Annotated in this window: 20 protein-coding genes; 9 read left to right on the top strand and 11 right to left on the bottom strand. The window is 57.8% G+C overall.

Annotated features, from left to right (window positions below; all coding sequences use genetic code 11):
* Position 1 precedes the first annotated feature (1 nt).
* The 9 genes from paaA to AC2FLB_RS18300 all read right to left on the bottom strand — a co-directional run bounded on the left by paaA (position 2) and on the right by AC2FLB_RS18300 (position 11,624).
* The gene (gene paaA, locus AC2FLB_RS18340) at positions 2 to 979 is read right to left on the bottom strand and encodes a 1,2-phenylacetyl-CoA epoxidase subunit PaaA (RefSeq protein ID WP_281972861.1); all 978 of its coding nucleotides are present in this window, start codon (positions 977 to 979) and stop codon (positions 2 to 4) included.
* 15 nt (positions 980 to 994) lie between these two features.
* On the bottom strand, positions 995 to 2,197 hold the full coding sequence (gene pcaF / locus AC2FLB_RS18335) for a 3-oxoadipyl-CoA thiolase (RefSeq protein ID WP_496709810.1): 1,203 nt from the start codon (positions 2,195 to 2,197) through the stop codon (positions 995 to 997).
* 202 nt (positions 2,198 to 2,399) lie between these two features.
* Positions 2,400 to 3,215 (bottom strand): PaaX family transcriptional regulator C-terminal domain-containing protein, encoded by an 816-nt coding sequence (locus AC2FLB_RS18330; RefSeq protein ID WP_496709809.1) that lies wholly within the window; start codon positions 3,213 to 3,215, stop codon positions 2,400 to 2,402.
* A 49-nt stretch (positions 3,216 to 3,264) separates the two neighbouring features.
* On the bottom strand, positions 3,265 to 5,295 hold the full coding sequence (gene paaZ, locus AC2FLB_RS18325; protein WP_496709808.1) for a phenylacetic acid degradation bifunctional protein PaaZ: 2,031 nt from the start codon (positions 5,293 to 5,295) through the stop codon (positions 3,265 to 3,267).
* 106 nt (positions 5,296 to 5,401) lie between these two features.
* Complete coding sequence (locus tag AC2FLB_RS18320; RefSeq protein ID WP_496709807.1) at positions 5,402 to 6,589, bottom strand: cytochrome P450; 1,188 nt, start codon at positions 6,587 to 6,589, stop codon at positions 5,402 to 5,404.
* The gene (locus AC2FLB_RS18315) at positions 6,589 to 7,941 is read right to left on the bottom strand and encodes a TRAP transporter large permease (protein ID WP_496693796.1); all 1,353 of its coding nucleotides are present in this window, start codon (positions 7,939 to 7,941) and stop codon (positions 6,589 to 6,591) included. The genes AC2FLB_RS18320 and AC2FLB_RS18315 overlap by 1 nt, the downstream gene beginning before the upstream one ends.
* A complete protein-coding gene (locus AC2FLB_RS18310) occupies positions 7,938 to 8,444 on the bottom strand; it encodes a TRAP transporter small permease (protein ID WP_496709806.1) in 507 nt (168 codons plus the stop codon). Before AC2FLB_RS18310 ends, AC2FLB_RS18315 begins: the two co-directional genes overlap by 4 nt.
* A gap of 57 nt (positions 8,445 to 8,501) precedes the next feature.
* Entirely contained in the window at positions 8,502 to 9,521 is a 1,020-nt protein-coding gene (locus AC2FLB_RS18305; RefSeq protein WP_271949076.1) for a TRAP transporter substrate-binding protein, read from the bottom strand.
* Between the two features lie 69 nt (positions 9,522 to 9,590).
* Complete coding sequence (locus AC2FLB_RS18300; RefSeq protein WP_496709805.1) at positions 9,591 to 11,624, bottom strand: FAD-dependent oxidoreductase; 2,034 nt, start codon at positions 11,622 to 11,624, stop codon at positions 9,591 to 9,593.
* 103 nt (positions 11,625 to 11,727) lie between these two features.
* Here AC2FLB_RS18300 and paaG point away from each other — a divergent pair, with 103 nt between their 5' ends.
* From paaG to AC2FLB_RS18280, 4 genes are read left to right on the top strand one after another with little or no spacing between them, the layout of a single operon-like run.
* Positions 11,728 to 12,513 carry a 2-(1,2-epoxy-1,2-dihydrophenyl)acetyl-CoA isomerase PaaG gene (gene paaG, locus AC2FLB_RS18295; RefSeq protein ID WP_496709804.1) on the top strand — a complete coding sequence of 262 codons (786 nt, stop codon included), beginning with the start codon at positions 11,728 to 11,730 and terminating at the stop codon, positions 12,511 to 12,513.
* Between the two features lie 2 nt (positions 12,514 to 12,515).
* Entirely contained in the window at positions 12,516 to 12,941 is a 426-nt protein-coding gene (gene paaI, locus AC2FLB_RS18290; RefSeq protein ID WP_496709833.1) for a hydroxyphenylacetyl-CoA thioesterase PaaI, read from the top strand.
* 24 nt (positions 12,942 to 12,965) lie between these two features.
* Positions 12,966 to 14,276 (top strand): phenylacetate--CoA ligase PaaK, encoded by a 1,311-nt coding sequence (gene paaK / locus AC2FLB_RS18285; protein ID WP_496709803.1) that lies wholly within the window; start codon positions 12,966 to 12,968, stop codon positions 14,274 to 14,276.
* 3 nt (positions 14,277 to 14,279) lie between these two features.
* Complete coding sequence (locus AC2FLB_RS18280) at positions 14,280 to 14,876, top strand: TetR/AcrR family transcriptional regulator (RefSeq protein WP_496709802.1); 597 nt, start codon at positions 14,280 to 14,282, stop codon at positions 14,874 to 14,876.
* A 117-nt stretch (positions 14,877 to 14,993) separates the two neighbouring features.
* Here AC2FLB_RS18280 and AC2FLB_RS18275 read toward each other — a convergent pair whose 3' ends face one another.
* On the bottom strand, positions 14,994 to 16,973 hold the full coding sequence (locus AC2FLB_RS18275) for a bifunctional 2',3'-cyclic-nucleotide 2'-phosphodiesterase/3'-nucleotidase (RefSeq protein WP_496709801.1): 1,980 nt from the start codon (positions 16,971 to 16,973) through the stop codon (positions 14,994 to 14,996).
* A 239-nt stretch (positions 16,974 to 17,212) separates the two neighbouring features.
* Positions 17,213 to 18,118, bottom strand: a complete 906-nt coding sequence (locus AC2FLB_RS18270) for a LysR substrate-binding domain-containing protein (protein ID WP_496691522.1) — start codon at positions 18,116 to 18,118, stop codon at positions 17,213 to 17,215.
* Positions 18,119 to 18,299: 181 nt separating this feature from the next.
* Between AC2FLB_RS18270 and ugpB the strand changes: the two genes are divergently transcribed.
* The 5 genes from ugpB to AC2FLB_RS18245 are packed head-to-tail and all read left to right on the top strand — an operon-like array spanning position 18,300 to position 23,400.
* Positions 18,300 to 19,610: a sn-glycerol-3-phosphate ABC transporter substrate-binding protein UgpB gene (gene ugpB, locus AC2FLB_RS18265; protein ID WP_281972851.1), complete on the top strand. Its 1,311-nt coding sequence runs from the start codon at positions 18,300 to 18,302 to the stop codon at positions 19,608 to 19,610.
* A gap of 57 nt (positions 19,611 to 19,667) precedes the next feature.
* Positions 19,668 to 20,549 (top strand): sn-glycerol-3-phosphate ABC transporter permease UgpA, encoded by an 882-nt coding sequence (ugpA, locus tag AC2FLB_RS18260; protein ID WP_142639899.1) that lies wholly within the window; start codon positions 19,668 to 19,670, stop codon positions 20,547 to 20,549.
* A gap of 20 nt (positions 20,550 to 20,569) precedes the next feature.
* A complete protein-coding gene (gene ugpE / locus AC2FLB_RS18255) occupies positions 20,570 to 21,406 on the top strand; it encodes a sn-glycerol-3-phosphate ABC transporter permease UgpE (RefSeq protein ID WP_271949133.1) in 837 nt (278 codons plus the stop codon).
* A gap of 3 nt (positions 21,407 to 21,409) precedes the next feature.
* Complete coding sequence (ugpC, locus tag AC2FLB_RS18250; RefSeq protein ID WP_496709800.1) at positions 21,410 to 22,465, top strand: sn-glycerol-3-phosphate ABC transporter ATP-binding protein UgpC; 1,056 nt, start codon at positions 21,410 to 21,412, stop codon at positions 22,463 to 22,465.
* Positions 22,465 to 23,400: a glycerophosphodiester phosphodiesterase family protein gene (locus AC2FLB_RS18245; protein ID WP_496709799.1), complete on the top strand. Its 936-nt coding sequence runs from the start codon at positions 22,465 to 22,467 to the stop codon at positions 23,398 to 23,400. The genes ugpC and AC2FLB_RS18245 overlap by 1 nt, the downstream gene beginning before the upstream one ends.
* The last annotated feature ends 14 nt before the right edge of the window (positions 23,401 to 23,414 follow it).

Below are 23,414 nucleotides of genomic sequence, written 5' to 3'. Positions count from 1 at the left end.
CTTATTCGGCAGCCACTGTGCCAGAGCGTTTCTTTTCGGCATGGGCCATCAGCCCGTCGCGCACCCATTTGCCGTCGTCCCAGGCTTGGTTTCGGGCGGCCAGCCGGTCGGTGTTGCAGGGGCCATTGCCACTGATGACATCGAAGAACTCGGACCAGTCAGGTTCTGAGAAATCATAATGGCCGCGATCGTCGTTCCAATTCAGCTTTGGGTCAGGGATGGTCAGGCCCAGATACTCGGCCTGTGGCACAGTCTGATCGACGAATTTCTGACGCAGCTCGTCATTGGTGTTCATCTTGATCTTCCATTTCATCGACTGCGTCGAATGCACCGAGTCCTTGTCGGACGGTCCAAACATCATCAGCGATGGGTACCAAAAGCGGTTCAAAGCGTCCTGCGCCATTCGTTTCTGTTCCGGCGTGCCTTCGGCCATCTTGCGGATGGCGTCATAGCCCTGACGCTGATGAAAGCTCTCTTCTTTGCAGATGCGGATCATGGCGCGTGAATACGGACCGTAGGACGTACGCTGCAACGGCACCTGGTTCATGATCGCGGCGCCATCCACCAGCCAGCCAACGGCACCAACATCAGCCCAGTTCAGGGTGGGATAGTTGAAGATGGACGAGTATTTCATGCGCCCGTCCAGCAGCATTTCGGTGATCTCATCCCGGCTGACACCCAGTGTTTCGGCGGCGCAGTAAAGGTACAGACCATGCCCGGCCTCATCCTGAACCTTGGCCAACAGGATCGCCTTGCGTTCCAGCGTGGGCGCCCGCGTGATCCAGTTCGCCTCGGGCAGCTGCCCAACGATTTCGGAATGGGCGTGCTGGCCGATCTGGCGGATCAGTGTCTTGCGATAGCCTTCGGGCATCCAATCCTTGGGTTCGATCTTTTCGTCAGCGTCTATGCGCGCCTGAAAGGCAGCAAGCTTTGCAGGATCTTCCTGTGTCGCCTCGGACTTAACCATCTGAGCATACATGTCCCGTCATCTCCCTTATACGCGTTCAAGAATAAGCGCTGCGCCCTGACCGACGCCGACACACATGGTGCACAGCGCATATCGCCCGCCCGTACGCCGCAACTGATAGGCCGCGGTCATAACCAACCTTGCGCCGGTCATGCCCAACGGGTGGCCAATGGCAATCGCGCCCCCATTCGGGTTCACCTGTGGCGCGTCGTCTGGCAGGCCCAGTTCGCGCAGTGTCGCCAGACCCTGGGACGCGAAGGCCTCATTCAACTCTATCACGTCCATTTGCTCGATGCTCAGCCCGGCGCGGGCCAAAACTTTGCGGCTGGCCGGAACCGGGCCAATGCCCATGACACGCGGCTCAACCCCGGCGACAGACATGCCCACGACCCGGGCCATCGGGGTCAGGCCGTTCTTTGACGCTGCCGCCTCATTGGCCATCAAAATGGCTGCAGCGCCATCATTGACGCCCGAGGCGTTGCCAGCGGTCACCGTCTTGTCCGACCCGTTGACACCTTTGAGACCAGACAGTTTGTCCACGGTCACATCCGAGCGCGGATGTTCATCCGTATCGACAATGATCGGATCGCCCTTGCGTTGCGGGATCGTGACCGGGGTGATTTCATCCCGGAACAGACCTGCCTCGTGCGCGGCGGCCCATCGGGCCTGACTGCGCGCCGCAAAAGCATCTTGGTCATCGCGGCTGATACCAAAGTCTTCGGCCACATTGTCGGCCGTTTGCGGCATCGAGTCGATGCCATAGGCCTGTTTCATCTTCGGGTTCACAAAGCGCCAGCCGATCGTCGTATCATAGACCGCATTGCTGCGGGTAAAGGCCGAGGTCGCCTTGGGCATCACAAAGGGCGCCCGCGACATGCTTTCGACGCCGCCGGCCACAGCCAGATCATAATCGCCCGCCTTGATGCCCCGCGCCGCCATTCCAACCGCATCCATTCCACTGGCGCACAATCGGTTCACTGTTGTTCCGGGCACATCAACCGGCAATCCAGCCAACAAGGCCGCCATCCGCGCCACATTGCGGTTGCTTTCACCCGCCTGGTTGGCATCGCCATAGATCACATCATCAACGCTGGCCCAATCAACCTGCGGGTTGCACTCTTTCAGGGCGGCCAATGGAATCGCGGCCAGATCATCTGTCCTGACTGACGACAAAGCCCCCCCATATCGCCCAATCGGAGTGCGCGTCGCGTCGCAAATGAATGCGTCCATCACTTAGTTCTCCTGTAGGTGCTGATCCGTATCATTGACCGCATGGTCGGTTTTTAGGGCGTCCATCGATTCGAGGCAAGCTTTATGTTACGAGTTCTTTTTCTTTTTTAGATTTTCTGTAACATTTGGCGCGAGAGAAACGCCGCAATGATCGCCGAATGACCAGCATCGGGCGGATCAGATAGGTGACGCTAAAGAAAACCTAGCTGTCCAGCTCGGCTTCCAAGGATTCCAAATCAGGGCGCGGCAGTTTTTCCAACAACTGAGATACAGCCGCCCGGCATGTAGGGCCTTTCCAGTCAGCGGGCAGAAACGCCGCAGGAAAGGCGGGATGGCGCAGAACAATACGACGCCAATTATGCACGATCAGGACACGCAGAATGGCCGTCTTCATCGGGTCGCCCGCCCCCTCGGATGGCATCTCTTGGTCGATGATCTGTGTCGATCTCAAGAACCGATCATAGGCGGTTTTCAACGCCTCTGGCCCGCAGAGATCCCGAAGCCAGCCAGGAACAGAGATAGCGCTGCTTTCCACGCCCATCAGCTCTTCAAGACCCGCCGGAACCTGACCCGGAGCCATCGACGTTGCGGGATTGAGAGAGATGTAGTCCCCAGTCAGCATCAGGTCAGCCAATTCCTTGCGCGATGAGTCCGAATTGCTGGCGATAAGTACATGCCAGAGGCCGGGTTCCGGCGTTTCCCTGGCATAGATACGCGGTGCGGCGGTCACACTCTGATGACGGCCAAACGCGGTCAGGCGGTGAAAGCTGCTGCGCCCTTTGCGGGTGCTTTCGATCCAGCCATCCTTGCGCAGCCGATGCAGGGCAACACGCGTGGCTTCGGCCTTGATCCCGGCAAGGCTGGTCAGTGCGGTGATCACCGCACCACTTATTTGATCTGTTTCTTCCTGCGCCAGATCACCGAATATCGTCACCAGCACGGACCACACCCGTTGCGTACCCTCAGAGGTCAGATGGCTAACGCAGGTTTCAAACCAATCAGGGGCTGAATCTTTCATACGGCAAGTATAATCGGGCCAGATCGAATTACCATCCGGCCCAAGAATCTTAGTAGGCCACCATGGTCAGCAGCTCATATTCGGCCACAGGCTCATCATCTTGTTGGGTCAGGGTGACATGCCAGCGCACCTCGCCATATTCATCATTGCGGCGGGTTTTCTTTTTGACCGTCAGGCGCACCTTGATGCTGTCGCCTGCCTCTACCGGTTTCATAAAGCGCAGGTTATCGAGCCCAGTATTGGCCAGGACCGGCCCCTCGTTCGGTTCCACAAAAAGACCCGCCGCGAAAGACAGCAAAAGATATCCATGTGCGACCCGGCCCGGAAAGAACGGGTTACGCTCAGCCGCGGCCTGATCCATGTGGGCATAGAAGGTGTCGCCGGTGAATTCGGCGAAATGTTCAATGTCTTCCATGGTCACGGTCCGCGGTGCGGTGTGGATCGTCTCACCAATGGCCAGATCGTGATAGCGGCGTGTAAATGGATGGGCTGGCGCATTGACCTCGGCTGCACCCGGCACCCATCTCTCGCCAATAGCTGTCAATATGTCCGGCGATCCTTGAATCGCCGTACGTTGCATATAATGCATCACACCGCGCACACCGCCCATTTCCTCGCCACCGCCAGCACGGCCGGGACCGCCATGGACCATATGCGGCAAAGGAGAGCCATGGCCTGTGGATTCTTTCATCGAGTCTCGGTTGTTGAAATAGAGCCGCCCATGATAGGCCCCTGCCCCCATAACAAAATTGCGGGCAACATCAGCATCATGTGTGATGACTGAGGCCACCAGAGACCCCTGCCCTCGGTTCGCCAGCTCAATCGCGTGGTCGGTATCGCGATAGCCCATGATTGTACTGACGGGACCAAAGGCTTCGGTATCATGCACACGTTGCGCGGCATCGGGATCGCTGCAATGGAACAGCATCGGTGGCAGAAAGGCGCCCTTATCTGCATCAGCCCCATCGACCACGAAGTCGTCCGGATTGCCAAAGACGCACTCGGCCTCGTGCCCTATAATCGCGGCCTTCTCCAAAACATCGCGCTTCTGACTGGCCGAGACCAGCGCACCCATTCGGGTGGTTTCCAGTTTCGGATCCCCAATGGTGGTCTTTGCCAAACGCGCGGACAGCGCCTCAATAACGGCCTGCACATGCGGCTCGGGCGCGATGATCCTGCGGATGGCAGTGCATTTCTGACCCGCCTTGGTGGTCATCTCGCGCTGAACCTCTTTGACGAACAGATCGAATTCGGGCGTTCCCGGCGCGGCATCAGGGCCCAGGACCGAGCAGTTCAAGCTGTCCTGTTCCGCCACGAACCGGACCGAATTTTCCAGGATTACGGGGTTCGCGCGTAGCCTCAGCGCCGTATCCGCCGAGCCGGTAAAGCTGACCACATCCTGCATGGTCAGGCGATCGAGCATGTCGCCCAGCCCGCCTGACACCAGTTGCAATGCACCGTTGGGCAATATGCCCGACTCGAGCATCAACCGAACGCACAGCTCGGTCACATAGCAGGAATTTGTGGCCGGTTTGACGATGGCCGGAACCCCCGCCAGAAGAGTCGGAGCCAGCTTTTCCAGCATGCCCCATACCGGAAAGTTGAAAGCGTTGATATGGATCGCAACACCTTTCAACGGGGTGCAGATATGCTGCCCCAGAAAGGTGCCATTGCGCGAAAGCTGCTCAACCTCGCCGTCGAGATAGACATGCCCGTCCGGCATCTCGCGCCGCCCTTTTGAGGCAAAGACAAACATCGTGCCAATACCGCCGTCAATGTCGATCAGATGATCCGCCTGGGTTGCGCCGGTATTGAAGGACAGATCGTACATCGCCTGCTTGTACTTGCCCAGATGAACAGACAGCGCCTTGAGCATCTTGGCCCGCTGGTGAAACGTCATCTTGCGCAGCGCAGGACCACCAACATTGCGCGCATGATCCAGCATTCCCTGAACGTCCAAGGCGTTGTTTCCGGCTGTTGCGATCACCTCTCCCGTCACCGCGCTTGCGATGTTGCGGGCACCTGCCCCCGGCGCAATCCACTCGCCCGCAGCAAAACTGGAAATCTGTTGGATCGTCATAGGTCTCTCCTTACTCGCGGCAGGGCTAGCGCGTGGGGGGTTTGCGATATCTTATTATTAACCGTACGGTCGGTCAATAAATTTCAGAACAAGCAGCACGGCTAGTTCAAACCTGCGCGGGCAGGTAGGCGAACCCCCGAAACCGGATACGCCCCCCACGCTGAGCACTTTCCGTGATCTGGTAATCAGGGAACCGGTTCAAAAACTGGCTAACGGCAACCCGACCTTCCATCCGGGCCAAGGTCAAACCAACGCAAGTATGCGGCCCGCCCGCAAACGCGTGGTGCTTGTTGGGACGGCGATCCAACATCATGTCATCGGGGAAATCAAATTGTCGCGGATCGCGGTTGGCCGCGCCGATGCAAAGATGCAGATCGGTTCCTGCTGGAATGACATGTCCGTGAAATTCCACCTCTTCAGTGGTCAGGCGATTGCCGAACTGGTTCGGGCTTTCCAGACGCAGAAACTCGTCAACTGCGGTGAAAATCAGGTCTGGATTAACCAACAGCTCGGTCCGCTTATCCCTGTGGCGGTCCAACAGATCCAAAGCGTTGCCAATCAGGTTTGTTGTGGTCTCATGCCCGGCATTCAGAATGAAGATGCAGTTCTGGTACAGTTCAACTTCGGTCAGGCCGCCCTCGGTGTCATCCTGTATCAACCGGGTCAAAACATCGGTCTCCGGGTTGCCCGGGTTGGCCCTGCGGTCGTCGATGATATCGCGCAGAAAGGCTTTGAACTCGCGGACTGCGCGGTTGCCCCAATCTTCCTGCTCGGGCGTCAGCTGCGGTTCCAACGCCCCGAGAATGGCCAAGGACCACTCACGCAACGGCTCACGCTCGGACCGAGGGATTCCCAGCAGGTTGCCGATGATCTCGATCGGGATCGCCCCGGCAAAATCCTCGATCAACTCAACTGTGCCCTTGGCCTGCATTTGATCCAACAGCCCGTCGACAAGTTCGATCAGACCCGGCTCCATCTGCGCCAAAGCGCGCGGGTTCATCGCGCCCACCATCACCTTGCGGACACGCGAGTGCAGGGGCGGATCATTGAACACAAGACTGGTGGTGTGATGTTCAAACAATGGGCTATCCACCCCGTATTTGGGGCCAAACACGGCCTTCTTGTCCGAAATGAACCGCGTTGTGTCCCGATAGATGATGTCCAGATCCTGATGTCGTGACAGGATCACCGACCCATCGGGTTGCAGGCAGACGGGCGTATCTTCACGCAGCGCCCTATAGGTAGGATAGGGATCATCGTGGAACCCGTCAGGCAGCTTGGTCAGCGCAAACATCAGTGGCCCATCGCACCCATCTGTTCCGGCAGAACCAGCACAAGCCAGGGCACCAGAACGATCAGGGCCAGCCGGAAGATATCGGCGATCCAAAACGGCGTGACGCCTCTGAAGATCGTCCCGGTCGACACATCCCCGACCACACCCTTCAGAATGAACACGTTCAGCCCCACGGGCGGGGTGATCAGGCTGATTTCGGTGACGACGACCACTACAATGCCGAACCAGATCGGGTCATATCCCAGCGATGTGACCAGAGGAAAAAAGATCGGCACGGTCAGCAGCAGCATCGACAGGGATTCAAAAACACACCCCAAAATGATGTAGATTCCAAGGATCATCAGGATCACCACAAAGGGCGCAACGTCATACGCTGTGACCATGGCGATCAGCGCTTCGGGCAAACCGGCGAGGTTGATGAAGTTCGAAAATATCTGCGCCCCGATCAGGACCGAGAACAGGGCCGCAGCGGTCGCGGTGGTTTCCTTCAAAACCTCGAATGTTGAACCCAGGCTAAGCCCGCCGCGCGACAAAGCAATCAAAAAGGCGCCCATGGCCCCCATCCCCGCCGCCTCGGTCGGGCTGAAGGTCAGGTTCAGCGGTTGAAAATCGAAGGCACCATAAAGCCCGCCAATGACCAGAAAGAACAGCAGCAACACGGCCCAGACCGAGCGCAAGGCCCTCAGGCGCTCGACCCAACCGTGGCGTTCGCCTGCCGGTCCCGCCTCTGGTTTGCGCCAGACGGTCCAGCGCACCGCGAAAAGATAAAACAGAATGCCAAGCACACCGGGGATAATGCCCGCAACAAACAGTTTGCCAATCGAGGTTTCCGTCAGCAGGCCATATATGACCAGAATCACCGAGGGCGGGATCAGGATGCCAAGCGTGCCACCCGCTGCAATCGACGCAGTCGAAAGCTCATCCGCATAACCATACCGGCGCATTTCCGGCATCGCGACCTTGGACATGGTGGCCGCTGTCGCCAGAGACGACCCGCAAATTGCCGAGAACCCGCCGCAGGCCGCGACAGTCGCCATGGCGATGCCGCCCCGGAAATGGCCGAGAAATGCATTGGATACCGCATAAAGCTCGCGCGCGAGCCCGCCTTTGTTCACGAACAGGCCCATCAGGATGAACAGAGGCACCACCGACAATCCGTAATCCTGTGCCGTATCGGTGATCTGGCGACCCACCATCGACATCGCCGCTTTCAAGCCGCGCTCCGAAAAGATGCTGCCGCCGCGTTCGTAGGCGAACCCAAGCGTACCAACCAGACCCATCGCGAAGACGATAGGCAGACGCACCAGTACAAGCACCAGAACAAGGGCAAAACCGATAAGTGCGGCGGTCATTGAGAGGTCTCCGACAAGGATTGGGGGTAGAAGATAGTAATTAGGCCCGTGACAATCATCGCCATGGCCGTGATCGCAGTGAACCCGGCGATGAACCAGCCGACATAGAATACCGGGATCGACAGGTATTCAGTCACATCGCCATAGTCCCGTGCTCGCTCGGCAAGAATCCAGACGCGTTTGATCGGCCAGATGAGCATCACGCCCGACACAATATATACAACAGCGTCACGCGCTCGGCTCAGCCGCAAGCGGGAAAATACTCCGTCCGTCAGGTCGACGGCGATCTGACCCTTTCCGGCTGAGATCATCGGCAGAACCGAAAACACCATGATCGCCATGAGAATACGTGTCAGCTCAGTCGCCGCCTCAATCGGGGCGTTGAAGACAGACCGCAGGATGACGTCAAAAAAGGTCATCACCATCAGGATGAACAGCGCGATACAGGCCAGCAGCGTCGGAGCGATGCTGACGCGACGCGCAAAAGTCACGAGAGATTGCATGATTGGGTCCCGGCTGGTGAATTTGGCTGGCGAAGAGACCCCGCCAGCCGGACTGCGTTATTGGGCAGCCATTTCATTTACGATCATGTCATAGGCCGCCTGTGCGTCAACACCGGTGCCGTTGACCTCGTCAATCACCTTGGCGCGGACATCAACGGCGATCGCGTTGAATTTTTCCAGATCTTCCGCCGAGGCCGCGTTGATTGCGTTGCCCTCAGTGGCTTCGGTCGCCTCGCGGCCGATCCCGTCGATCTCGTCCCAGATCTTGCCGATTTCGCGGCTCAGCGGTTCACCGAACACATTCTCCTCCAGCGCCTGCTGCAGCTCAGGGGGCAGGTCGGCAAACGTTTCTTCGTTCATGATAAAGGCGAACGACCCGCGATACAGACCGCCCGGAACCTCGTAAACGTTCTGGGCAACCTCGGTCAGCTTAAAACCCTTGCGGGACTCAAACGGCATGACAACGCCATCGGCTGCTTTCGAAGCAAGGGTCTCATAAACTTTCGGTGCAGGCACCTGGATGCCGGTCGCGCCAAGCGCTGTGCCGACGTCACCGCCGACCCCACCCGGGATACGGACCTTGAGGCCCGACACTTCATCCAGCGTGGTCACCGCGCTGCTGGAGTGCAGCTGCGCCGGACCATGCGTATGCAGGGCGATCACTTTCACGCCGCGATGCTCGTCCGCGGCCTTGAGATGCGCGTCATAGGTGCGCCAATATGCAACCGATGCGGCCTCTGCCGAGCCTTCATATCCGGGCAGTTCTATCATCTTTGTGGTGACAAAGCGCCCCGGCTGGTAGCCGTGGAAAATGATCGAGGCATCCGCCGCGCCATCCATGATCAGGTCCATCTGTGCTGGTGGTGGCGCGATCCCCAACTTCAGTTCGGCGGTGACCTGACCGTCTGTGGCCTCTTCAACCATTTCCACGAATTTTGGCCACATCTTCGCGTTGATACCGTGGGTCGGCGGCGCCCAGCTGGATATGGTCAGCGTATAATCTGCGGCCAGCGCCACGGTGCCCGAAACGGCCAAGGCGGCTGAGGCCAATAGCGTGCTCAAACTGTTGAATTTCATGGTTTTGTCTCCTCCCTCTGAAACATACATTGAATCTGCGTTAATAGTCCGTTTTGTAACCATCAATAGTCATGGTGATGTGGTCTGCCCCGCAATCCTCCAAGACCCGGGGCTTTCAGAGGCGACGGTCTCCATTATTCCCCGCGACAGCTGCGCCCCAATTTCATCCCGATAGTTCATCGGCCCCCCGCGCCAGCGCGGGAATCCGTAGCCATGGATCTGGACCATATCCACGGCCATCGCGTTTTCGGCGATACCCTCTTCGATGATCAATGCGCCCTCATTCGCAAGTACCGCCATCAAACGGGACGAAATCTCGGTGCTCGTAAACGCGCGCCGGGTGATGCCATGTTCAGCCGAGTTGGCTTCGATCAAAGCCTCGACCTGTGTATCACGGATCGGCGTACGGTCGCCGTCATCATAACGATACCAGCCTTTTCTGGACCGCTGCCCGAAACGCTCCATCTCGCAAAGCTGGTCGGCCACAGAGACATAGCGCTCATCCGGTGGGCGTGTTGCAGCATTGCGCTTGCGATTGGCCCATGAGATCTGAAGACCGGTCAGATCCTGCAATTCGTACGGACCCATGGGCATACCAAAGTCGCGCATGGCCTGATCCACTTGATAAGGCAGCGCACCATCTGCCAGAAGATAATCAGCCTCGCGCCGATAGGCGGCCAGCATGCGATTGCCGATAAAGCCATCGCAAATGCCCGATAGGACCGCCACTTTGCCCAGCTTTTTGCCAAACGCAAATCCGGTGGCGATGACCTCTGGGTCCGAATGCCCGGTATGTACGATTTCAAGCAGTTTCATGACATGGGCTGGGCTGAAGAAATGTAGACCTATACAGCGGGCCGGACTGTCGATACCGGCGAAAATCTGGTTTGGATCCAGATAAGATGTGTTGGTGGCAAGAATTGCGTTTGTGTCCATATGCCGGGCGAGTTCCGCGAAAACCTGCTGTTTGACAGATATGTCCTCGAACACCGCCTCAATGGCCAGTTGCGCATCCCGTGCGTCGGCATAGCTGTCAACGGCGCGAAAGGCGCTCAGGCGGCTCTGCATCTGCGCCTCAGTCAGCTTTCCCCGTTTGGCGGCGCCTTCGAGCAGACCCTTAACACGCCCCAAGGCCGCCGCGGCGGCTTCGGCGTTCTGCTCAATCAACGTGACAGAAAACCCCCCATTCAGGGCGGCGGTTGCAATCCCGGCACCCATCAGACCGCCGCCGACCACCGCGATACGGCTGATGTCGCGCGGGGTTACGCCTCTGATCAAAGAAGGTTTGGACACGCTCCGTTCGGCAAAGAAAGCATGGCGAAGGGCTCGGCTTTCGGCACCTTGGCGCAGGGCCAAATGGCGGACGCGCTCTTTTGGCAAGGCATCGGCAAAGGGTTCGGTTGCCCACCCCAATGCCGTCAGATTTTCCAGCGGAGACTGCTGACCCTTTGAACGTTTCAAAAGTTCCGCGCGCGAAACCTCTATCAGGTTCGGTGCAAAGCTGGTGAGGCTACGCTGACTGACTGGCACTGGTCGCTGCGGCAGGTTGGCCGCAAAGGCCTGAACGGCAGCCTCAGGCTGTTCAGTGACAAGATCAAGGCCACCCAGCCCTAGTAACGTTTCTGCAGTCAGGATCTTGCCCCGGCAGGCCATGTCAATCGCTGCCTCCATCCCGACAAGACGGGGAATACGCTGGGTGCCCCCTGCCCCGGGGATCAGACCCACATTGACCTCTGGCAGACCAAATCTGGTGCCCGGCGCGGCAATGCGCCAAGCGCAAGCCATGGCAATCTCGAACCCGCCGCCCAGAACAGTACCGTGCATGCAGGCGATAAAGGGAACTTCACTGTCTTCGATCATCTGCACTACGTCAGGCAGATGTGGCTCAACTGGAGGGGCGTCGAACTCTGACATATCGCCACCGGCAACAAAGGTTTTACCCGCACATCGCAGGACAGCCACGCGTGCGCCTTTGATGGCACCTACCGCGTCGGCCAACCCCTGACGCACCGCAGCGGATGTCGCGTTCACTGGCGGATTGTTGATCGTTACCCAGGCAACGTCACCCTTCCGCTCAACGCTCACCACCGGCGATTTTGCCATAACCCATCCCTTTGATTTGCTCAGATTCGGCTTGCGTTTATATATTGACCAACCGTTCGGTTAATGCAATCATAAAGTTGAAACGATACCGGCCGAGGCAGTGATGAGCGATACGATTCTTGTAGAAAATCACGGGAACTGGGTCGAGATTACGTTGAACCGTCCAGACAAGCTGAATTCGTTCAACGAAGACATGCATCATGCGCTTCAGACTGCCTTGAATTCTGCGCGCGATACAGGCGCGCGGGCAGTGCTGCTGACGGGCGCCGGGCGTGGCTTTTGTGCCGGCCAGGACCTTGGCGACCGCAATCCGTCAAATATGGACGGGCCGCCGGATCTGGGCAAAACCGTCCGCAGTTTCTATGCCCCCCTCGTGCGTCTGATCCGGTCGTTGGACTGCCCTGTCATCTGCGCCGTGAATGGCGTCGCTGCCGGCGCCGGGGCCAATCTGGCACTGGCCTGCGACATGGTTCTGGCAGCGGAAAGCGCGAAATTCATCCAGAGCTTTTCCAGGGTCGGCCTGATCCCAGACACTGGCGGCAGCTGGCACCTGCCCCGCCTTTTGGGCGAGGCGCGCGCCAAAGGGCTGGCCTTTACCGCACAGCCGCTGCCCGCCAAACAGGCCGAAGACTGGGGCCTGATCTGGAAAGCCATACCCGACGATCAGCTATTGGCAGAGGCTCGTACGCTGGCTGATCAACTGGCCAATGGCCCGACCCTTGGGTTGGGCAAGACCAAGCACTGTATCCAAGCAGCGGCGACGACCTCTTTGTCCGATCATCTGGAATTCGAGGCTGATGCGATGAAAATCTGCGGCGAAAGCGCGGATTATGCCGAGGGCGTGTCCAGCTTTCTTGAAAAGCGCGCGCCCAATTTTCAGGGTAAATGACGATGACACCAAAGGAACGTGCCAGCAAATCAGCCGCTGCGATGTGGGCGAGTGACGAAGCCAGCAAATGGTTTGGCATGGAGCTTGTCGAGGTGGACGAAGGCTGCGCAGTTCTGGCGCTGACCGTCGTTGCGCATCACTGTAATGGGCACGGCATGTGCCATGGCGGCGTGACCCATGCCCTGGCCGACAGCGCCTTCGCCTTTGCCTGCAACAGCCGTAATCACGCGACCGTTGGCCAGCACACGATGATGAGCTATCTCGCCCCCGGCAAGCTGGGGGATCGCCTGACGGCCACCGCGACCGAGGTCTCGGTTACGGGTCGCAGCGGCATCTATGACGTGCGCGTCACAAATCAAGACGGCAACGTGGTCGCCGAATTCCGCGGCATGTCCCGCGCGATTGGTGGCACGAATTTTCAAGAATAGCTTCGCGACCGAAGGAGTAACGCGATGGAGGACCTGTCCCCTAACAAAGCTGACCTGGACCCGATCGAGATCGCCTCGGTTGACGAAATCCGCGCCACCCAGTTGGAGCGTCTGAAATGGTCCCTGCGTCACGCTTACGAAAACGTGCCGATATACACCCAGCGTTTCGACGATGCCGGCGTGTATCCAGATGACCTGCAACAGTTATCTGACCTTTCGAAATTTCCCTTCACCTACAAGAACGACCTGCGTGACAACTACCCGTTCGGCATGTTCGCCGTGCCGCGCAACCAACTGGTTCGGCTGCATGCCTCATCCGGGACAACCGGCAAGCCAACTGTTGTGGGCTATACCAAAGGCGATATCGACAACTGGGCCGATCTGGGTGCTCGGTCGCTGCGGGCCGCAGGTCTGCGCAAGGGTGATATCGTGCATAACGCTTATGGCTATGGCTTGTTCACCGGGGGTCTGGGCGCGCATTACGGCATCGAACGTCTAGAGGCGACCGTGGTTCCGATGGGTGGCGGGCAAACCGAAAAGCAGGTTGGACTGATCACAGATTTTCAACCCGATGGGATCATGGTGACCCCATCCTACATGCTCAACATCCTCGAACAATTCCATAAGGTGGGCCTTGATCCGCGCGAAAGCTCTCTGAAGGTTGGTATCTTCGGCGCCGAGCCCTGGACCGACGCGATGCGCTCGGAAATCGAGGCTGCATTCGACATGCATGCGGTCGACATCTATGGCCTGTCGGAGATCATGGGGCCCGGCGTTGCCAGCGAATGCGTCGAAACCAAGGATGGCCCAGTGATCTGGGAAGATCACTTTCTGCCAGAAATCATCGACCCCGCCACCGGCGAAGTACTGCCCGACGGTGAAACTGGTGAGCTGGTCTTTACTACCCTGACCAAAGAAGGGCTGCCCATGATCCGCTATCGCACGCGCGACCTGACCTGCCTGCTGCCCGGAACGGCCCGCTCCATGCGTCGCATGGCCAAGATCACCGGCCGCAGCGACGACATGATGATCCTGCGCGGCGTCAATGTCTTTCCCAGCCAAATCGAGGAACAGGTCATGGCGACCGGAGGCCTTGCGCCTTATTACCAGGTCGAGCTGTATAAATCCGGCCGGATGGATGCCATGCGGGTCTTTGTCGAAGCCTCTCAGGGATCTACCGATGAAATGTCCAAGACGGCGGCCGCCCGGATGCTGACCAAACGCATCAAGGACATCGTTGGAGTTTCAACTGAAATTGTTGTAGGTGAGCCGGGCGACGTCGAACGCTCTCAGGGCAAGGCGAAGCGCGTCATCGACAACCGCGATAAGGATTAAGCCTTGGCCCGGACAATCGCAAAAGACCACGACCAAAAGCGGGAACAAATCCTGAAAACGGCAGCCAAAGTGTTTGCCGATCAGGGGTTTGATCGCGCCTCGATGACCCTTTTGGCCAATGAGTGCGGAATCTCCAAGGCGAACATCTACCACTATTACGACAGTAAGGATGCCATCCTGTATGACATCCTCGAAACCTATCTGCGTGAGCTGCGCGACCGCATCTGCGAGGTTGATCTGACGGGCCTGACGCCCGAAGAAAGGCTGCGAAAGACCGTGCGTGAAATCCTGTTCGCCTATCAGGGCGCGGATGATGAACATCGGGTGCAGATCAGCGGCATGAACGCCCTGAGCGACGATCAGCAAAAGCTGTTGCGCGGGTATCAGTTGGATCTGGTGAATGTCGTGCGGGACATATTGAAAGACCTGTCCCCGGAGTCGTTCGGCGATGACAAGGACAAGCTGCGCGGTGCCACGATGTCAGTTTTTGGCATGCTGAACTGGTATTATATGTGGAACACAGGCGCAGGCACCAAAGCACGTGAGGATTACGCTGATTTGGTCAGCACCCTAACGCTCCACGGAATACGCAAACTCTAGACCCAAGACGGGCCGCTTCGCAGGACAGTTGCCTGACAGAACAATTTAGGCTCACCCCCCAATTCCGATCCATACCATTGGATCAGAAATTAGGGGGATGAACCTGCTTTCAATCTGCTACAGCTGGATGCGGAAGGCCGCAAAGCCATCTGCGCCCTCACCGGCATCCTCGATCGAAACCCCTTTGACGTCACTCATATAGTCACGCGCCTTCGGGCCTGTTTCGAACAGGACCGTGGTGCCGTCCAGCGGGGCAAACGACCAGTTGGCATCTGCTTTGGGGTCAATCGTGCCCTGTTCGACGATATAGCGGACAATCACGTCGCGGTTGGTGTCCGGCGCCTCGAACACAACCGTGTCGCCCATCGCGCCGGGGAAAGATCCGCCACCAGACGCTCGGTAATTGTTGGTGGCGATAATGAACTCCATGTCATCCGTGACCGGAGAACCATTGAAGGCAAGGTCCACGATCCGGGCCGCGCCAGGGTTGATCTCTTCACCCTTGGGTCCAAACCGCGATGGCTGGGACAGGTCGATCTGATAGGTGACGCCGTCCATCACGTCGAAATTATAAGACGGAAACTCTGGGTTCAGCAGGACCGCGTCGCTTGCGCCCGGTTCGACCTGATTAAACATTCCGGCAGACCTCTCCAGCCAACCTCGGACCTGCGCTCCGTTCACCCGTACGGCGCGCACGGTGTTGGGATAAAGGTAAAGGTCGGCCACGTTTTTGATGGCAACGTCACCCACCGGGACATCGGTGTAATACTCCGGGCCACCACGACCGCCGGCCTTGAAAGGCGCCGCGGCTGACAATATTGGCAGGCCTTCATGTTCCGTGCCCTTCATCATCTCTTGGACGTACCATTTCTGCGCTATCGACACGATCTGTACAGATGGATCATCCGCTACCAGCGCAAAATAGCTGTGCAGCGGGGCCGACGTCTTGCCGACCGCACGGCGCACATAGGCTAGTGTTTCGTCGTGATCTTTCGCGACCGAGGCCAGCACGGCCTGATCATCCTCGACCAGCGCCGTGATCGAGCGATCTTCGTTGCGAACCGAAATCGGGCGCGCCTCAGACGTTGTGGTCACCACACGCCACTCGTTCCCATCGCGCTCCAGCAGCAGGTCCAGAAGGCCAAGATGTGATCCCCAGAACCCACCCATGACGGCGGGTTTGCCCATCAACGTCCCTTTTACAACGTCAATACCGGGACGGTCGGCAAATGTCTCGGACGGGAAAACAAGGTGGTTGTGACCGGTCACCAGCGCGTCAATCCCGTCAACGCCAGCCAGCACAACCGAGGCGTTTTCCATACCATCGGAATGGTCGGCATCGCCAATCCCCGAATGCGAAAGCGCGATGATCAAGTCGCAACCCTGCTCTTTCATCTCAGGCACATAGGCTTGCGCTGTCTCGACAATGTCGCGGGCCTGCACGTTGCCTTCGAGATGCTTGCGGTCCCAGTTCATGACTTGCGGCGGCGTAAACCCAATGACGCCGACCTTGATCGGGTGTTTGCTGCCATCGCCCATTTCAATCTCGCGGTCGAGAATCGCATAGGGTTTGACCAGCGTTTTATCCTCACGCGGGTTTGCCCCCTGTTCCTTTGCGACGTTGGCCAGAACAACCGGGAAATCCGCGCCAGCAAGCGCCTTTTCCAAAAAGTCCAAACCGTAGTTGAATTCGTGATTGCCCAATGTGGCGGCGTCATAACCGACTGTGTTGAAGGCGGTGATAATCGGGTGGCTGTCGCCCTCTTTCATCCCCCGCTCATAGGCGATGTAATCGCCCATTGGGTTGCCCTGCAGAAAGTCTCCGTTATCGACCAGCAGAGAATTCGTCGCCTCGGACCGGATGCCGTTGATGATCGAAGCGGTGCGGGACAGGCCTACCGTGTCGCGAGGCTTGTCGGCGTAATAATCGTAAGGGAAGACATGCACATGAATGTCCGTCGTCTCCATTATCCGTAAATGCGCCTGATTATTGGCAGCCGCCGCAGAAAAAGGATGAAGTGTAATGGCCGCGGCGCTGGCGGTAGTGGTCGCAAGGAACTGACGGCGGGACATCAAGCTGGGGTTGGAAAATGGCATGTGACACCTTTCATTTTCGTTTGTCGACGCGACTTGTGCAGGCCCTGCGAAACAGTGGTGTGACACTGGCTGGCAGGTCCTGCCACGCGTCGAACTGGGCATGAACCAAGTCAGTTTGCCCACAAGTTTCAGGGCGCGTAAAGCAATCCCGGGGTCTCAATTCGATTTTTGTAAAATCTTGCCAATGCCCAAAGCCGCGTTCAGGCAATCAATCGGGCAACGCTTTCGGCTGTATCCAGCTAAGGATCGGCGATGAAAGGTCCAAGGCTGTCGCTGAACTGTTCTATGAATTCCAGCGTGACCAGCGATGGTTGCTTCAAAACCGGTCGCACCAGCGACAGCGTATGAGGCAGAAATGGCCTGAAAGGCCGATAGCTCAACCCCCTGTTCTGATATTGTACTGCGTCCAGTTCGCTAACAACAGACACCCCAACGCCCTTCACCACCAATTCGCAAGCGGCCGTGAATTGCCGAACCTCGATATGCGAGTTCAGTTCGACATTCGAGTTTTGAAATGCACGCGACAGGCGCGCGAAAAAGTCGCTGTCGCGCCGGGTGTGGATGATCTTCTGATCGGCAATATCTGCCGGTGTCACGGTCGAAAGGTCTTCCAGCGCATGGCCTGCGGGAAAGACGCAAACTGTGCGGATATCAATATGGGTGCTTTCGACAGCCGGGTGGCCATTAAACCCATCTGTGATTCCGAAATCATATTGCTCGCCGATCATCCACTCCAGGATGCGCTCGGGCCTATCCGGCTCTATCGTCATGGTGACGCCAGGCCGGTCGCTCAGAAATCCGGCAACAACATCTGGTAAGTGACTGGTGGCGAAGCCAGGAAGGCAGGCGACGCGAATATGCCCGGCTTTGCGTTGCGTGATGTCCTGACTGACATCCGAAATCTGCCGCATCAGTTCCAGCACGCGCTCTACGCTGGGTTGCAGATAGCGAACTTCCTGCGTTGGGACCAATCGACCTTCGCGGCGGTCGAACAGTTGAAACCCAAGCGATTTTTCCAAGTCTGAAAGCAACCTGCTGACCGCAGGCTGGCTGACCCCCAGATCGGATGCGGCAGCCGTGACCGAGCCATTAACGGTCACCGCCATAAGTGCCTCAAGCTGCCTAATTCTCAGGGTTTGGCTCATGGAGCGTCCTGTTTTTGCTGCAAACCTCGGTCAGTTCATAACATCGTATTATATTTTTTGCCAGAAAATCAGGCTTGAATTATATTTCTGTAACGTTAACGTCGTGAAATCGTCATGTGTGCCGATTACGCGTAGCGCTCGGTATTCAACGAAGCATCGCCTTTGATGCATGGGAGGAATCATGAAAACGAAATTGCTTGGCGCTCTTGCCGTATCAACAGCCTTGTCCCCGATCGCGGCAATGGCGCAAACCGAAGTTCAGTTCTGGCATGCCTTTACCGGCCGCCTGGGTGAGCTTGTGAAAGCTCAGGTTGAAGAATTCAACGCCAGCCAGGATGAATATGTCGTGGTTGAAAGCCACAAGGGCAACTATTCTGAAACCCTGAATGCAGGCATCGCCGCCTTCCGCGCCGGTGAACAACCGCAGATCCTGATGGTCTTTGAGGTTGGCACCGCAACTATGATGTCGGCCCAGGGCGCGATCAAACCGGTCTATGAGGTAATGGCCGAAAGCGGTGCGTCATTTGATCCGGACGCCTATATCGGCTCGGTCAAAGGGTATTATACGACCACAGATGGCGACATGCTGTCCCTGCCCTTCAACTCGTCCACGCCGGTTCTATGGGTCAACCGCAACGCCTTCGAAGCGGCGGGCGTTGATCCCGACACCGATCTGTCGACCTGGGAAAAGGTCGGGGACACGCTGGATCAGCTTAAGGCCGGTGGTGAAGATTGCCCGTTGGTCACTGCATGGCAAAGCTGGATTCATCTTGAGAACCTGTCAGCCTATCACGACGTCCCCTTCGCATCGCAGGATAACGGCTTTGCCGGTCTGGATACCGAGCTGATGCTGAACGGTCCGGCCCAGGTTGCGCACCTGACCGCGATGGGTGACTGGGCCAAGGACGGCAAGTTCATCTACACGGGCCGCCGCAACGAAGGTGGCGCGAACTTCCGGTCCGGCGAATGCGCCCTGTTCACCGAAAGCTCGGCGGGATACGCCGGGATCAAAGCCGAAGCCGAGTTTGATTTCGACGTGCGCCCGCTGCCCTATTGGGAAGCTGTCACGGCCGAGCCGCAGAACACCATCATCGGTGGTGCCTCACTGTGGGTCATGGAAGGTCATGAGGCCGATGAATACAAAGGCGTCGGCGAATTCCTCAGCTTCCTGTCCTCGTCTGACGTTCAGGCAGCCTGGCACCAGAACACCGGCTATCTGCCTATCACCACCGAGGCGGGCGAAGCGACCCGAGCGTCTGGTTTCTATGACGAAAACCCAGGCACCGACATCGCCGTCATCCAGATGACCGCGAAAGAGCCGACGGCAAACTCGAAAGGTCTGCGTCTGGGATCATTCGACCAGATCCGTGGCATCATCGACGAAGAGCTTGAGGCCATCTGGGCTGGTGAAAAGACCGCCCAAGAGGCGATGGACAGTGCGAAGGAACGCGGCGACGCGCTGCTGCGCCGGTTCGAATCCGCCAATCAATAAGTCGTAATCTGATGCGGGCCTCGTTGGGCCCGCATTCTACTCTGGTGGGCCAATAGAATGGAAAAACGCGTCATTTTTCGCGGCTGGCTGCTGCCGCTTGCGCTGATCGCCCCGCAGGTCATCATTTCCGCCGTCTTCTTTTTCTATCCTGCTGGTCAGGCCGTTTGGCAATCGTTGTTCATTCCCGACCCGTTCGGGTTGTCTTCTCAGTTCGTGGGCTTGGGCAATTTCGAATTCCTGCTGAGCGATAAATACTACCGCGCCTCATTCGTGACGACGGCGGTGTTTTCTACGCTTGTGACCCTGTGCTCGATGATCCCGGCCTTGTTCCTGGCAGTCATCGCAGATCGACTGATCAAGGGCTCGGGCGTGTATCGGACCTTGTTGATCTGGCCCTATGCGGTTGCCCCCGCGGTGGCGGGTGTGCTGTGGCTGTTCATGTTCAACACCCGCGTTGGTGTGGTCGCATGGTATCTGGGCCAGCTCGGCTATGACTGGAACCACGTCCTGAACGATGCCGAGGCCATGGGGCTGGTCGTTGTCGCCTCGGCCTGGGGGCGCATCAGCTATAACTTTCTGTTCTTCTTTGCGGCGCTGCAATCCGTGCCCCGCTCGGTCATCGAAGCGGCGGCGATTGATGGGGCCCATTTTTGGCGCCGGTTCTTTACCATCGTACTGCCGCTTTTGTCGCCGACCGCGTTCTTCCTGCTGGTCGTGAACATTGTCTATGCCTTCTTTGAAACTTTCGGCGTGATCCACACGATCACCGGAGGGGGTCCGCAACAAGCCACAACCATCCTGGTCTACAAAGTCTTTTCCGATGGGTTTGTGGGCCAAGATCTGGGGTCGTCTTCGGCCCAGTCGGTCATCCTGCTGGTGGTTGTCGGCCTGCTGACAGTGATCCAGTTCAAATATGTTGAGAAGAGGGTGCATTACTGATGGCGGCCCAACAACATGGAATGGTCGAGAAACGTGGTGCGGGCCTGTGGCTGACCCATGCGTTTATGATCCTTGGCGTTCTGGTCATCTTCTTCCCGATCTGGCTGGCCTTTGTGGCCTCGACCGTTACTCAGGCCGACATAATCTCGCCCCCGATGCCGGTTGTGCCAGGTGATCAGTTCTGGGTGAATTACAAGGCGGCCCTGTTCTCAGGCGTGAACGTCCCGGTCGCAACGATGCTGTTCAACAGCCTGGTGATGGCGATTGGCATTGCCGTGGGCAAGATCGTCATCTCGCTCCTGTCAGCCTTTGCCATCGTCTACTTCCGCTTTCCCGGGCGGAACACGTTTTTCTGGCTGATCTTCCTGACCCTGATGCTGCCGGTTGAGGTGCGGATTGTCCCTACCTTCGAGGTGGTGGCCGGGTTTGGTATGCTCAACAGCTATTCGGGGCTGATCTTTCCGCTGATCGCCTCGGCCACTGCCACGTTCCTGTTCCGCCAGTTCTTTCTGACCATCCCGGACGAACTGGCCGAGGCCGCGCGGGTGGATGGCGCCCGCCCGATGCGGTTCTTCGTTGATATCGTGATCCCGATGAGCCGAACCAACATCGCGGCCCTGTTCGTGATCCTGTTCATCTATGGGTGGAATCAATATCTCTGGCCGCTGCTGATCACCACCGATCCTGAGATGAACACCATCGTGATGGGCATCAAACAGATGTTCCCCTCGGGCGATGATTTTGCCCATTGGCCGACGATCATGGCGACCTCGATCCTGGCAATGATCCCACCGGTCCTTGTGGTGGTGTCGATGCAAAAGCTTTTTGTCCGCGGCCTTGTCGATAGCGAGAAATAAGAAATGGCAACAGTATCCCTTGAGAACGTCAAAAAGAGCTTTGGCCCGACGGACGTCATTCATGGCATCGACGTCGATATCGCGGATGGCGAGTTTATCGTGATCGTGGGCCCCTCCGGCTGCGGCAAATCCACTTTGCTGCGGATGGTGGCCGGGCTTGAGACTGTGACATCCGGCGAAATCCGGATTGGCGAAGAGCGCGCCAATGACAAGGAGCCGATGGACCGGGACATTGCGATGGTGTTCCAGAACTATGCTCTGTACCCCCATATGTCGGTACGCCAGAACATGGGCTATGGTTTGAAAATCGCCGGATTGCCCAAGGCTCAGATTGACCAGAAGGTGACCGAGGCCGCTAAGCTGTTGCAGCTTGAGCCGCTGCTTGACCGCAAGCCCCGTCAGCTTTCAGGCGGTCAACGCCAGAGGGTTGCCATGGGCCGCGCTATTGTCCGTGAACCTGCCGTGTTCCTGTTTGATGAACCGCTCTCAAACCTGGATGCAAAGCTGCGTGTCCAGATGCGTCTGGAAATCCGCGAACTGCAAGAAAAGCTGGGTATCACCTCGCTATACGTGACCCATGATCAGGTCGAGGCCATGACCATGGCCGACAGGATGATCGTGATGAACGGTGGTGTTGCAGAACAGATCGGCACCCCGCTTGAGGTCTATGAGACGCCCCGGACGCTGTTCGCTGCGCAATTCATCGGCAGCCCGGCGATGAATACCTTTGATGCAGAGCGCCAGGGCGGAAAGATCAGGATCAACGATACCGAGATTGGCCCATCAGGCGGGCCCGATAGCCCGTTCAAATTGGGCATACGGCCAGAGCATCTGTTCCTTGATGAAAACGGGCCCTTTGATGTCGTAGTTCAGATAGCCGAACCGCTGGGGGCGAATACTTTGTTGCACGGTCAGGTGTCAGGCTCTGGCGCGGCAATCACGATCAGCCTTCCGGGTGTTCATCCGATCGAAGGCCGTCATCCCAATATGCGTTTTTCTGTTGCGCCAGAGCATATGCATCTGTTTGACCCTACCTCTGGCATAAGGCTCGAGGGCTGATGCCTTTCCCTCAGGTCGAGGCGTTTCGCGGCGGTAAAAACCTGATCCGTGTAGTAGGGCACCGGGGGGCACGCGGCGTCCTGCCCGAAAACAGCATGATCGGTTTCGATTTTACGCTGTCCATCGGGGTTCCACTTCTTGAGTTTGACGTGGTGCTGACGGTGGATGATGTGCCCGTCATAACCCATAACCATCGGCTGCATGCGCCGACCTTTCGGGATGCCAGCGGTCAGTTTTTGACCGGAAAAGAACCCAAAGTCTCGTCCCTGTCCTTCGACCAGATTCAACAGTTCGAAATCGGGCGCTTGGACGGACACTCGGATTATGGTCGACGGTTCCCCGATCAGGCCCAACTGGACGGCGTTCGCGTGCCAAAGCTGCAGGATCTGCTGGATCTGATCAATCGGCCGGAATACGGCGAAGCCAATCTGATGCTCGAACTGAAATCTGATCCGGATCTGGCCCATGACGCGGCCTATCTGGACCGCTTTGTCGAACGCGTGGTACAGCAGGTTCGGGCCGCTGGCCTATCCGATCGCGTGTTGCTGCACAGCTTTGACTGGACCCTGTTGGAAGTCTGTCAGCGGCAGGCACCTGACATGCCGTCATCTTACCTGACGCAGCTTCCCGAAAATGCCGATGACGTTGGCGAGGATTCCTCCAAGGCCGTTTGTCCGGACTTTCGAGGCCAAAGCGAAAAAATCCCGCAAATTGTCAAGCAAGCGGGCGGCGCGCTTTGGTGTCCGTATTTCGCAGATGTGATACCTGGGGACGTCGCGGTTGCCAAAGAACTTGGGCTTTGCATAGCCGTATGGACGGTCAATGAACCGGCGGATATCAGCAGGATGATTGATCTGGGCGTTGATGCCATCGTCTCGGACTATCCTGGACGGGTTCAAAGGCATCTGTCGGATTTGGGCATGAGATGGGTGTGACCCCGCAGCGATTT

The organism is Ruegeria sp. CDSA236 (assembly GCF_059611285.1).
The sequence above is the reverse complement of the archived record's forward strand: the minus strand, read 5'-3'. Positions and strand labels throughout refer to the sequence as shown.